The organism is Trinickia symbiotica (genome assembly GCF_003028655.1).
GTDB classification, from domain to species: Bacteria; Pseudomonadota; Gammaproteobacteria; order Burkholderiales; family Burkholderiaceae; genus Trinickia; species Trinickia symbiotica_A.
Genome location: NZ_PYUC01000004.1, coordinates 505,294 through 517,680 on the forward strand (window position 1 = coordinate 505,294; position 12,387 = coordinate 517,680).

Below are 12,387 nucleotides of genomic sequence, written 5' to 3' on the forward strand. Positions count from 1 at the left end.
CGTGACTGCTTCATCGATTGTTGCTCGTAATATCTCGGTTGAATTTCCGATTTACGAGAATTCGCACCGTTCGCTGAAGAAGGCGGTGCTCAACCTCACTACCGGAGGCCGTATCGGCCAGGATGCGGGTCGCCACGCGATCGTCAAGGCGCTCGACAATCTGAGCTTCAGCTTTGGGGAGGGCGATCGGGTCGGTCTGGTCGGCCATAACGGGTCGGGTAAGACGACGCTGCTGCGGACGTTGTCGGGCGTTTATGCACCGGTTCGCGGCGAACTGACCGTGAGAGGAAAGATCGCTTCACTGCTGGACGTGTCGATGGGTCTGGATCCGGATGCGACCGGTTTCGAGAACATTTATCTTCGCGGAATCCTCGACGGGCTGAAGCCGGCCCGTATCAGGAGCAAGATCGACGAGATAGCGGACTTCAGCGAGCTTGGCGACTACCTGAACCTGCCAGTGCGAACCTATTCGAGCGGCATGATGCTCCGCTTGGCGTTCGCCATTTCGACGAGCGTCGAGGCGGACATCCTGATCATGGATGAATGGCTCAGTGTGGGCGACGCGGAGTTCAGCGTAAAGGCCGCCGAGCGACTGGAGACTTTGGTCGGGCAGGCGTCGATTCTAGTGTTGGCGACGCACGATCCGAATCTCGTCTCTCGTGTATGCACGCGCAAGGTTGCAATGGAGCACGGAAAGGTGATTTCCGATGAGGCAGTGACGCCCCCGCCTCCGCAGCCGAACGATCATCAGCCGCTCGTCAGTCACACGGCGAACGTGCCGCACTGATGCAAGGCGGAACTGACCAGGCTGCGTGCGACACGTTGGGCAAAATGCGCTTGCGATTGAATAGGCAACAAAGACTCTCGCCGCCACAGGCGCATACGCCGGCGGCGCGGAAGGATGCCTGGCTTTGGCGGCTGGCTTGCCTCGCGGTGAATCTTATTGGGTTCGAACTTTATGCGCGCTAACCATCCGTTTCTTCGCTTCTCCGAAACGCTTTTTCTCACTCAGCCGCTGCGCACGTTCAAGGGGCTGGCGGCGGGCTATGTCGCCTATCCGATAGCGGAGAACCGGGAGAAGCGCACCGTCCGACCGAAGATCGCCGAACTGCGACGGCACTATGCGTTGCCTATGAAGGAGCGCCGGCATATAGCCGTCGAACGACTTGCCGCGATCCTCAGTTTTGCCGGCGCGCAGGTGCCGTATTACCGCGATCTGTTCCAGGCGAAGCAGTTCGATCCGGAAAAGGTAAAGCGCGATCCCCGCTACCTGGAGGCGCTTCCGTATCTGACGAAGGACATCATTCGGGAGCAGGGCGATCGCATGTTGTCGGCGCCTCTTGCGCAGATGCGGCATCACGCGTGCAAGACCGGTGGATCGACGGGCCTTTCCTGCACGATCTATTACGATCAGGAAGGTGCGGACTACTCCTCTGCAGTCACTTTCTACGCGCGAGAGCGGATCGGAAAGCTTCGTCATCGCTCGGAGCTCCACTTTGCCTGCCGATTCCCCGATCAGACGATACCTGAATGGCCTTCTCGCGAAGACTTCAAATGCTTCGCAATGAATCGAAGCAACATCTTTTTCGACCGCATCGACGACGAGGGTCTCGAGGAAATCTGGCGGACGCTCAAGCGCCGCAAGCCGTATCTTGCCCATTCGCATCCGTCGACGATGTATGCGCTCGCATGTTATGTGCAGCGCAAGTATGGCGGCGGAAAGACGTTCGATGTCTTCGAGTCCAGCGGCGAACTGCTCGAGCCGCACGCTCGCGAAGTCATCGCGTCGGCATTGCGTTGCCGCGTCGTCGACCGATATGGGCTCGCCGAACTTGGCGTGATGGCTTACGAAGTCGACGGGAATGAAGGCGGACTTCAGGTCTTCGAATCGGAAGGCTGGCCCGAGAGCCGGGTGTCGGATACCGTGCCCGATGGTGCCCATGAGCTCGTATTCACGGGCTTCCGTAATCGTTTGATGCCCCTCATTCGCTACGCGACAGGCGATCTTGCGAAGGTCGTCGAGACGGGGAAGGGCTTCTTCCTGACCCACGTCACCGGGCGCATCCATGATGTCGTGCCGATCAATGGCATCGCGCACCCGACGCACCACATCCAGGACATGCTCGATCATCGCGTTGGCGGGATTCAGGAGTTCCAGATCGATCTTCGGACTACGCCCCCCACATTGTGCATCGTCCTTGAACCTTGGGCGAATGAAGAGGAAACCACGCGCAAGTTGCGTCAGTACTGGCAAGACGCGTTCACCGTTGCGTACGTTGGGCACAACGACCTGGTCCGTGTCGGCCATCGGGCCAAATTTCGTCACGTGGTGGCAGCATGATCGGTATCCTGTTTCCAAACGCTTCTCGAGAAGCGGGTCACTACGTGCTGGCAGCGATGCGCAGGTCGGTCAGCGCTCCGCAAGCTCAATGGATTGCGCGCAGCTCGCTAGAGTCGCCCACTTTGAGCATGGTCGTGGCCGTCGATGTCCCTGACGAATGGGGCGCGGAGCTTTTGCAGTGGTTACGGTTGGGAACGCGCAAACTCGCCCTGTTTGGCCGTATCCCGCGAGAGGTCGCCCGATACCTCAACTATGAATCGGGTGCATTGCCGGCGGAGTTGCACGCTGATAGCCGAAGCGAGTCGGCGCCGAGCGGCGCGGCTCGTGAAAGCCGCGCGGCCGTTTCCTATACCGCACTGGCGCGAAAGCTGGGCGGCCAACAGTGGCATCGATCATTCGAGCGTTTCGATTTCACCGATGAGTGGAACAACCTTGGTTACGGCGCCATTCGCAGTGATGGGTCCATGTGGTCGGTTGCACAGGCGGGCCACGTGGAGAGCGACGCGGAGCTGGCGTCCGTTACGGTAGCCGGCGAACGTCGTTTCTCATACGCAGCGCTGTGGGATGATGACGCTTCGAGCGTGCTCTGGTTCAATCGTGCCGTGGGGCCTTCCGATTCGTTCGAGTGGCGGATCGTCGAGCAATTTCTGTCCGGCTATCGCTCGGACAAGTTACCGTGCAAGCCGGTTTTGAGCGAGGTTCCGTGGGGCTACGACGCGGTTATTACGTCGCGCCTCGATTGCGATGAAGACGTCGAGTCCGCCCGTCCCCTATGGCAGGCCTATCGACGCCTCGGCATTCCTTTCACATTGGCGGTGCACACCCAGAACCTGAACCAGCCCGAGCATCACGCGATTCTGCGTGAACTGCTGGCGGACGGCGGTGCCGTGCTCTCGCATACGGCTACACACGCGCCGAATTGGGGGGGGAGTTACGACGCGGCCCTCGGGGAGGGCCGGCACTCCGCAGCTTTGTTGGAAGGCGTGACCGGGCGCCGAGTGCGCTATGCCGTTTCTCCGTTCCATCAATCGCCTCCTTATGCGCTGCAGGCCCTGGCGGATGCCGGGTATGAAGGATGCATTGGCGGCATCATTCGCAACGACCCCGAGTTCGTGCTCGCTCGTGGCGGCGAATTGGCTGGCTTGCCCTCGGGCTTCGTGGGACACAGCCAGCAATGCATGCTGCATGGCGATTGCATGTTGAGCGCTGCAGACGCGTTGACCGTGTTCAAGCGGGCATTCGACCTCGCATACGAGACCCGCGCGATGTTCGGCTATCTCGATCATCCGTTTTCAGAGCGTTATCAGTATGGTTGGCGCGACGAAGCAGTTCGCATCGAAGCGCATGAACAGTTCATTCTCTACATGAAGAACAAGGCTGCTAAACCACTGTTCGTAAACGAGGAAGTCGCACTCGACTTTCTCAGGCACAAGTCGACGATTCAGGTCGTTGGAGACCGGCAAGGGTTCCGTATTCAGGCACCGCCAGCGGATCTGACGCCGTTTGCCGTCGGCGTTGAATTTCGCGGCGCTTATCTCGAAGCCCAGCCCGGGAAGGTTCTGCAATGAAGGTCATGGTGGTCATGGGCACGCGGCCCGAAGCCATTAAGCTGGCGCCCGTCGTCTCCGCGCTTCGAGCGGAGTGCGAGACGGTAATCTGCTCGAGCGGCCAACATAAAGAAATGTTCGAGCAGGCCTATCGCTTTTTCGGCGTTGAGCCCGACATTACGCTTGATACGATGGTGCCCGGACAATCGCTGAACTCGCTGTCAGCGAGGCTGCTATCAGCGCTCGAGAATGCCATGGAACAGGTGCATCCCGACTGGGTGCTTGTTCAGGGCGACACCACCACCGCCTTTTGTGCGAGCCTTGCCGCATTTCACCGCGGTATCGCAGTGGGGCACGTCGAGGCGGGACTGCGCACTGGCAATCTGACGAGTCCGTTCCCCGAGGAAGCGAACCGCACTCTGATCAGTCGCATAGCGACGCTACACTTCGCGCCGACTGAACTGGCCCGTCAACAACTGTTGAGCGAAGGAATTGCTTCCGAGCGCATCGTCGTCACCGGTAACACCGTGGTCGATTCGATTGCGGCGGTTCGCAAAAGCTGGGAGCAGTCGCCGCCTGGCGGTTCGCTGCCTGAGTTCATTGGCGACGAGCAGTCTCAAATCCTGATCACGTGTCACCGCCGGGAGAACTTCTCCGTACTTGAGAGCATTTGCCAAGTTCTGCGTGACTTGTGCGAGCGCTATAGTGCCCACCGGTGGATCTTTCCCGTTCATCTGAATCCGGCCGTGCGAGAGCCCGTCATGCGAGAACTCGCCGGCATTCCTAACCTTGCTTTGATCGAGCCAGTCGATTACCCAACGAGTCTCTACCTGATCAGCCGCAGCGTGCTCGTAGTCAGCGATTCGGGCGGCATCCAGGAAGAGGCACCCAGTTTCGGCGTTCCCGTTGTGGTGATGCGCAACCATACTGAGCGTCGTGAGGGCGTAGACGCTGGATTTGCGACACTGGCTGGTCAATCCGCCGAAAGTATCGAACGCGCCGTAATGGGGTGGCTCGACGATCCGGCGCGCCGCACGCAGCTTCACAATCGCGCGAACCCTTATGGGGATGGTATGGCTTCGCAGCGAATTCTTGACAGCCTGCTCGGCCGTCCTGTCGAGGTGTTCGGTGGTTGAGTGGATGGATGCCGTGCTCGAGGCGCGAGATTGTGTTCTGTTTTCGACCGCAGATTGGGACGAGCCGTACTGGACCAACAAGCAACATACCGCTAGCGTCCTCGCTGCTCGTGGTTGGCGTATTTTATATGTCGAGAGCGTGGGTTTTCGGTCGCCGAAAGTCGGAAGCGGGCGAGATTGGTCACGCTTATGGCGCCGCTTATGGCGCGGTGTTCGATCGCTCCTGGTGGGGCCACCGCGTCGTGCCGCGAACATCTGGGTGCTGTCACCGCTGATGGTGCCGGCCAAGCATCATTGGCCGCTTGTACGGTCGCTGAATCAAGCGTTGCTGCGCTGGTCCGTGACCCGGTTTGTCAAAGCGCACCGATTCGCCGATCCGGTGATATGGACCTACCACCCGTACATGCTGAGCGCGATAGAGAACTTACATCGCGGTCCTCTCGTGTACCACTGTGTGGACGACATCGCTGCGATTCCCGGTATCGACGTAAGTGCGTTCAACACTGCCCAGAACGCGCTGCTGCTTTGCTGTGATGCCGTGTTCACCACTGCGATTTCACTCAAGCAGCAATGCCTGCCTTATAACCCGAACACCCATTATTTCGGCAACGTGGTTGATGCCGAGCATTTCAGCCAAGCGATGGACGCAGGGCCGCTGCCGGCTGATTTGTCGGAGATTCCAGCGCCGCGACTCGTCTATCACGGCGTGCTGTCCGATTTCAAGATCGATCTCCCGCTCATTCTGAAGACAGCGCAGGCGCGTCCGGCTTGGCACTGGATCATCATCGGCGAAGAGCGAGAGGGGCAGCGCAGCGAGCTGCTGGTGCAGTTATCCCAGTTGCCTAACGTGCATTTGCTTGGATATCGTAGTTACCAGTCGTTGCCTGAGTATTTGCGCGGCATGAATGTCGGTGTTTTGCCAACGTTGTTGAATGACTATACGCGCTCGATGTTTCCAATGAAATTCTATGAATATCTGGCAGCGGGTTTGCCGGTGGTGTCGACCCCGCTCGACTTCGCGAAAGAGCCGCGCGCGGGGCTGGAAGTGGCCGGCGATGTCGAGGCGTTCATTACCGCTGTCGAAAAGCAGCTTCGGCGGGGCCGCCTGACCGCCGACGAGACGCTTGTGGCTGTTGGCGATAATACTTGGGAGCGCCGTCTCGACAAGATGCTGGAAATTACTTTCAGGACCAGCGACGGGACTGACGGCAATGCCGAGCGCCATGGCTGCGTCGCGCGTAGCGCGGAGGTGCGGACGTGAAGGTTGTACATGTCTATCGCACTTACTTTCCCGATCCGCCTGGGGGCTTGCAGGAGGCTATACGGCAAATCGCTCTGTCGACGCGCGCATGCGGCGTAGAGCCGAGAATCCTGACGCTTTCTCCCAATCCGGTACCGACGGAACTCGAACTCGACGAGGGACGCGTCGTGCGCGCGAGATCGTGGGCAGCACCGGCATCATGTGACCTTGGCGGGCTAAGCGCGCTGAAAAGATACAGGGAGCTCGCCGACTGGGCGGACATCGTGCATTTTCATTTTCCGTGGCCGTTCGCTGATTTGCTCCACTTCTTTGGTAGGACAAAGAAGCCGGCAGTGATGACGTATCACTCCGATATCGTAAGGCAGAAGTCTCTTGGCGTCGTGTATAGTCCGATGATGAAGCGGACGTTGGGCGGCATGTCGGCAGTAGTCGCAACTTCTCCGGCCTACGCCCGCACCAGTCCCATCCTCAATGCCTTCGTTGCGCCTGAACGCTTGAAGACGATTCCTCTGGGCATTATGGACTACCGGGCCGACGCGCGCTCCGCAAGTGATGACGCGCCACTTATGCGCCGGCTCGGACTTGGCGACGAGCCGTACTTTCTCGCGTTGGGCGTCCTGCGCTATTACAAGGGGCTGCATACACTGATCAACGCGGCAACGAGGGTTAAAGCGCGGGTTGTCATCGCAGGGGCGGGACCTGAGCGTGAGCGGCTGGTTTCCTTGGCGCGAGAGGCCGAGGCGCACAATGTCGTTTTTGCCGGGCAGGTGACACATGAGGAAAAGGTTGCCCTGCTCACAGGATGCAGAGCGATGGTGCTCCCTTCTCACCTGCGTTCTGAGGCTTTCGGCATGGTGCTGGTAGAGGCGGAAATGTTCGGTAAGCCAATAGTGTGCTGCGAAGTAGGGACTGGCACCTCATATGTTAATAAGGATGGAGTGACAGGTTTTGTCGTGAAGCCCGAGGATCCCGACGAATTGGCGCGCGCGATGGGCGCGCTGCTAACCGACAGTGCGTTGGCCGCTCGTATGGGACACGCGGCACGCCAGCGGTATGAGGCGATGTTTTCAGGAGCAGCGCTGGGGCGGGCGTACAGCGAGCTTTATCGCAATGCGGCGGCTGGCGTGAAATGAACGTTGGACATCAATAGGACCTTCCGCGCTAACAACCTAGGTATCGTTGACTGGTGACCGAATTCCACATAACCTATGCGGCTGCGATGGGAAACGTGATCCGAAGCCGTGGAATATGGCCGCGGGCCCATGAGCACAGATTTTTCGATTCGCTTGATTTTGAGCTTCCTTCTCGATCGGCGATATTTTAGGGATGTAGGCTCTTAATTGGAATGAAAAAAATGCTGGACGGAAAGCGAATTTCGGTAGTTCTTCCCGCTTACAACGCTGAACAGACTCTTCTTCAAACGTATCAAGAAATTCCTCTGGATACGGTGGACGACGTTTTGCTTGTAGATGACTGTAGCCGCGACAATACCGCTGCCCTCGCAAAAAGTTTGGGTATTCACACTATTGTTCATGATAATAATCGGGGTTACGGGGGTAATCAAAAGACCTGCTACCAAGCAGCACTGGCGCGTGGCGCCGATATAGTGATCATGCTTCATCCCGACTATCAATATACGCCCCGTTTATTGCGGGCCATGGCGGCGATGCTGGTGTCGGGTCATTTCGATGCGGTCATGGCTTCACGTATCCTGGGAAAAGGGGCGCTTCGAGGCGGGATGCCGGTATACAAGTACATAGCCAATCGCGTACTCACCGCTATTGAAAACGTCTTGCTGGGAATCAAGTTATCGGAATATCACACAGGGTACCGTGCCTGGACCCGAGAAGTGCTGGAAACGTTACCGCTGGACGCCTGTTCTGATGATTTCGTGTTTGATAATCAGATGATCGCTCAGGCAGTGCATTACGGCTTCCGTATAGGCGAGATTTCGTGTCCTACGCGTTACTTCGAGGAAGCATCCTCTATTAATTTCTCACGGAGCGTTACGTACGGCTTTGGTGTGCTCGGTACGGCGGCCAGTTTTCGATTGCACCAGATGGGTTTGCGCAAGTCGCCGCTTTTTTCGGCACACCCCCGCCGCGTCCTTCGTTCTATGGAGGGTATTAGAGAATGAGGCTAAAAGAAACTGCTTCCGCGAGCTTGCTTGCGCTTTGCTTGTCGCTTCCGTTAATCGGCGTGCTGCTCTGGCACATTTATGGCGGTTCGATTGGTGAACGTATTAGTCATCTTGTAGTCCTGTTTGATGCATACGGGCCGTCGGCATGGATCGCATTAGCTATGTTGCAGACGCTCGTCGCGATCAGTGGCGTTTTGCCTGCGTCGGCCCTAGGCATTGCTGCGGGTGCGGTATACGGGATCCCACTAGGCTTTGGCCTGACTGCAGTCGGTACTATGGTTGGCGCCGGGATTGCTTTCGCGATGGCCAGAACCGCGCTTCGACCTTTCATCCAGCGAAAACTGGCTCACAAACCGTATCTGGCTCGCATTGATCGGGCTGTCGACGCCAAGGGATGGCGGACCGTCTGTCTACTGAGATGCTCGCCAATAATGCCGTTCGCCATTGGCAGCTATGTCCTGGGCATGACTTCAATCACATTTTGGCGCTATTGGTTAGGGTCCCTCGCGACTTTGCCTGCGCTATTTGGTTACGTGGTCCTGGGCGCAATTGCCAAACAGGGTTTAGGGGCAGTGGCGAGCGGCGATCTAAACCCCCTTAAACTTTCGCTGATGGTGCTTGGTGTTGCATCCACTGGATGGTTTATCATGCATATTGGCAAGATCGCTAAAGAGGTTCTTTCGATCGACGACTCGGAGTGCATTGCGGAAGGTTTGAATAGTGAATAGCAAACTTGAATACTCGCGCCGATTGGAAGCGACCACTCTCTGGGCCAGAGCCAATGTCAGGCTGGATACGGTCGGAAAGAGGCACCCAATTGGCGTCTTTCTCGTGCTGCTCGTCTCGTTCGCGCTGCTACTTTTTCTCCACAATCCGGGGAAGTTGTTGACTGCCGAATTCTGGGGAGAAGATGGCGCGGTTTGGTATGCGGACGCATACAACAACGGCATATCTTCGTTCTTTATTACCAACGGCGGATATTTGAACTCCGTTCAGCGTCTGATCGCGTTCTTGACGCTACCTCTCCCGTTGCATCTTGCGCCAATCTTCTTCGCATTCATCGCCCTTCTTGTTCAAGTGCTCCCGCCGGCATTCCTGGCGACTAGTCGTATGGCGGAAGTTTGGCCCGACACAACTTCACGCTATCTGTTCGCCATTTTTCTCGTGGCAATGCCAAATGCCCAGGAGACTTCGGTTAACGTTACTGACTCACAATGGCACCTCGCAATTCTCGCATTTCTGTTAATCATTAGCTCACCGCCGCGGTCCACATCCATCCGGCTGGTGGAGTACCTGGTTTTGTTGGTTTCCGGGCTAAGCGGGCCTTTCGGGATCCTATTTGGGCCCATCGCGGTATTGCAATTGTGGAGGTCAGTCCGGGCGGAAACGAAGGTGCGCTTAGTTAGGCTTTTGATAATTGGACTTACTGGGTTAGTTCAAGGCTTGTTAATTATCGGCCTTTCTCACTCGGGCAGGATAAGCGGACCGCTAGGGGCTTCCATGGACCTCCTCCCGAGGATTGTGTCGATGGTTCCGTTGGGAGGCACCTTTGGTTATGGAGCGGTTAGTGAATTCGCTCGATTGGGTTTCTTCGATCGAGTATGGCCATCCCTATGTGTTTTGGCATTGACTGCGCCGCTCATGTTTGGTGCATTCTTGTGGGGAGAATCTGCATATCGTCAGTTCTTTTGTTTTACATTGGCTATGTTTGCGTTGGCGCTTTCTAAGCCACTGATGTCACACACCGAACCACAATGGCCATTGTTCATCCACGCAGTCGGGGCCGGAAATCGATACTTTCTTTACCCAATGATTGCTTGGTGGAGTGGGTTGATCGTAGTTATTGCGCGTGGGCCTGGCTGGTTACGCTACCTGGCTGCATTGCCGCTCGTTCTCGCTGCTACGCTCGCGGTACCCCGAGATTGGGGGGAGCAATACCATTTTGCCAGGACGGACTTCGTCAACCGTGCACGTAATTTTGAAGTAGCTCCGATTGGTACACAAATGCACTTCTTGACTCATCCGCCCGGCACGCAGATGGTTTTAGTTAAGAAGTGAACTGTGAAGTCCCCCGAGCCACAGTTATCTTTTTCGGTCAGAAGTTGCGGGAATAGCTACTTTTTCCGGTGTCATGGTTCAATGCTCGCTGCGTAAAGGCATCCTTTCGATCGGCCAAATCGAATGTAATGTTCCGCACCGGATTTAAATCTGCAAGTACAACAGCCCTGCGATCAAACGCGGCGACGTCGCCGGCCGGCCCCGAGGCGACACGAAGCTCGAACTCATCGCCGTGTTCAACCGCTCCCAGTCGATCAGATCGGCAAGGCGAACCAACGGATGTTTCAAGTTGATCTGCTCGCGCAGCGGTTGGCGAAAGAAATCACCCTCTGGCACCGGCGTCTTCGGACCAATCCACACCTCGCCAGGATTTGAAGGATTCACGCATCAATAGTAAGCGAGTCGCCGACACCGTCTCGACGGTGTGAATGAATGTTGCCAGAGTAGGCCCCACCACACGAGTAGCGGGGACCACAGTGTCAACAGAAGCACCGAAGAGAACTTCACGCAAAGGCATACCGAATCACCCCATCGATTTTCGGCGGCGACTGGCGACACTGGCTTGCGAGCCAGGCGTATCCGTGGCACGCCTAGCGATGGAGCACGGGGTGAACACGAACTTGTTATTCAAATATTCAAATGGCGTCGAGCGTTGCGCGCCGGTGAATACGATCCGGTGGGATTGGTGCCAGTCACAGTGGAAGCACCGACGCAAGAGATAGCGCGGCCTACACCGTCCGCTACGCCGGTTGCCAGAGCTGACGCGGTGGGCGCCATCGAGATCAACGTGGGTAACACCCGTGTGCGGATCGAAGGCTCGCCAAACGAGGCCACGTTACGGCTGGTGCTGCGCATCCCATTCTCATCTTGTTTGTCGCGCGTCTCTCATCCAGATCGTCGCGCCACACGCCGTACTTCGCGACCAAGACTTGAGCGAGCAAGCCAACGGTGGGAATGCCCTTATCGATCACATGCGGTGGCACGGGCGCCTGAATCAGCGTCTCGCACGTATTGCAGGCCCACTTGCCGTGGATGTGACGCTCGACCGTGGACACACCCGGCGTATAGTCCAGCTTCTCGCTGATGTCCTGTAAGCGCGCAATAAATCACGTGGCTTGCGCGAGGCAACCGGCAGTGCGTCAGGCAGTCGGCGAGGTGAGACGCCATGGAAGCAGCGCCTCGTAATCGTCGACGCTCTGAGCAACTGGCAGCGCCTTGAACAACGCGAGCAAGTAGCCGTACGGCTCGACGCTGTTTGCCTTGCAGGTTTCGATCAGCGAATACAGGTTAGCCGCCGCGTTCGCGCCAGCGACGGTGTCGTAGAAGAGCCAGTTCTTTCGGCCGACCGTGAATGGCCGAATCGCATTCTCGCAGGCGTTGTTCGAGATCGGCCATGTGCCGTTTTCGACGTAGCGAATCAGCTTCGGCCACTGGCCCTTCAGGTAGCTCAACGCTTTGCCAAACGCGCTTTGCGGCAAGACGGCGTTCAACTGTCTAAGAAGCAGTGCCTCGATTTGCTCCAGCACCGAGCGACTCTCGCGTTGCCGCTCACGGAGCCGATCCGCTGGCGCCATGCCTTCGCAACGCGATTCGATTGCAAACAGCGTCCCGATCAATCGGATGAACTCGCTGACGGGATGGTCGCGTCCACGCTGCGCCTTCGGCAGATTCTCTTCAGCCTCGATCATGTAACGGCGCGCGTGCGCCCAACAGCCCAAATGAACGAGCTGGTTATTGTCGGCGACATCGTTGTACGGCTCATAGCCGTCAGTCATCAGTAAGCACCCGGCAAAGGCGCCTTGAAGCGCAGGAGTTCTGACGCGAGCATCGTGCCCATTAACAACTTTAATGGACAGGTGTACACGATGGAAGAACTGGCAGCGAATCCCGAAGTCGCGGTGCAG

Annotated in this window: 9 protein-coding genes and 4 pseudogenes; 10 read left to right on the forward strand and 3 right to left on the reverse strand. The window is 57.5% G+C overall.

The features are described from left to right. Position 1: 1 nt before the first annotated feature. From C9I57_RS10695 to C9I57_RS10740, 9 genes are all read left to right on the forward strand, one after another. The gene (locus C9I57_RS10695; RefSeq protein ID WP_107150575.1) at positions 2–787 is read left to right on the forward strand and encodes an ABC transporter ATP-binding protein; all 786 of its coding nucleotides are present in this window, start codon (positions 2–4) and stop codon (positions 785–787) included. A gap of 171 nt (positions 788–958) precedes the next feature. Beyond that, the gene (locus tag C9I57_RS10705; RefSeq protein WP_107150577.1) at positions 959–2,341 is read left to right on the forward strand and encodes a phenylacetate--CoA ligase family protein; all 1,383 of its coding nucleotides are present in this window, start codon (positions 959–961) and stop codon (positions 2,339–2,341) included. Beyond that, positions 2,338–3,909: a polysaccharide deacetylase family protein gene (locus tag C9I57_RS10710; protein ID WP_107150578.1), complete on the forward strand. Its 1,572-nt coding sequence runs from the start codon at positions 2,338–2,340 to the stop codon at positions 3,907–3,909. Before C9I57_RS10705 ends, C9I57_RS10710 begins: the two co-directional genes overlap by 4 nt. Next, positions 3,906–5,024: a non-hydrolyzing UDP-N-acetylglucosamine 2-epimerase gene (wecB, locus tag C9I57_RS10715; RefSeq protein WP_107150579.1), complete on the forward strand. Its 1,119-nt coding sequence runs from the start codon at positions 3,906–3,908 to the stop codon at positions 5,022–5,024. The genes C9I57_RS10710 and wecB overlap by 4 nt, the downstream gene beginning before the upstream one ends. Positions 5,025–5,028: 4 nt before the next feature. Beyond that, complete coding sequence (locus tag C9I57_RS10720; protein ID WP_107150580.1) at positions 5,029–6,285, forward strand: glycosyltransferase; 1,257 nt, start codon at positions 5,029–5,031, stop codon at positions 6,283–6,285. After that, positions 6,282–7,418, forward strand: coding sequence for a glycosyltransferase (locus C9I57_RS10725; RefSeq protein WP_107150581.1), 1,137 nt, complete (start codon positions 6,282–6,284; stop codon positions 7,416–7,418). The genes C9I57_RS10720 and C9I57_RS10725 overlap by 4 nt, the downstream gene beginning before the upstream one ends. Before the next feature lie 212 nt (positions 7,419–7,630). Further along, entirely contained in the window at positions 7,631–8,422 is a 792-nt protein-coding gene (locus C9I57_RS10730) for a glycosyltransferase family 2 protein (RefSeq protein WP_219909864.1), read from the forward strand. Then, positions 8,419–9,153 (forward strand): TVP38/TMEM64 family protein, encoded by a 735-nt coding sequence (locus tag C9I57_RS10735; RefSeq protein ID WP_107150583.1) that lies wholly within the window; start codon positions 8,419–8,421, stop codon positions 9,151–9,153. The genes C9I57_RS10730 and C9I57_RS10735 overlap by 4 nt, the downstream gene beginning before the upstream one ends. After that, positions 9,146–10,483 carry a hypothetical protein gene (locus tag C9I57_RS10740; RefSeq protein WP_146166197.1) on the forward strand — a complete coding sequence of 446 codons (1,338 nt, stop codon included), beginning with the start codon at positions 9,146–9,148 and terminating at the stop codon, positions 10,481–10,483. Before C9I57_RS10735 ends, C9I57_RS10740 begins: the two co-directional genes overlap by 8 nt. Before the next feature lie 150 nt (positions 10,484–10,633). On the opposite strand, the pseudogene C9I57_RS10745 reads toward C9I57_RS10740, so the two are convergent. After that, positions 10,634–10,837 (reverse strand): annotated as a pseudogene (locus C9I57_RS10745) (IS5/IS1182 family transposase); the annotation flags it as partial. Between the two features lie 74 nt (positions 10,838–10,911). Between C9I57_RS10745 and tnpA the strand changes: the two are divergent. Further along, positions 10,912–11,339, forward strand: a pseudogene (gene tnpA, locus C9I57_RS33605) (IS66-like element accessory protein TnpA); the annotation flags it as partial. Positions 11,340–11,394: 55 nt separating this feature from the next. Here the strand turns inward: tnpA and C9I57_RS10755 are convergent. Continuing rightward, positions 11,395–11,574: pseudogene (locus tag C9I57_RS10755) on the reverse strand (IS66 family transposase zinc-finger binding domain-containing protein); the annotation flags it as partial. 48 nt (positions 11,575–11,622) lie between these two features. Further along, positions 11,623–12,270: pseudogene (tnpC, locus tag C9I57_RS10760) on the reverse strand (IS66 family transposase); the annotation flags it as partial. Between the last annotated feature and the right edge of the window lie 117 nt (positions 12,271–12,387).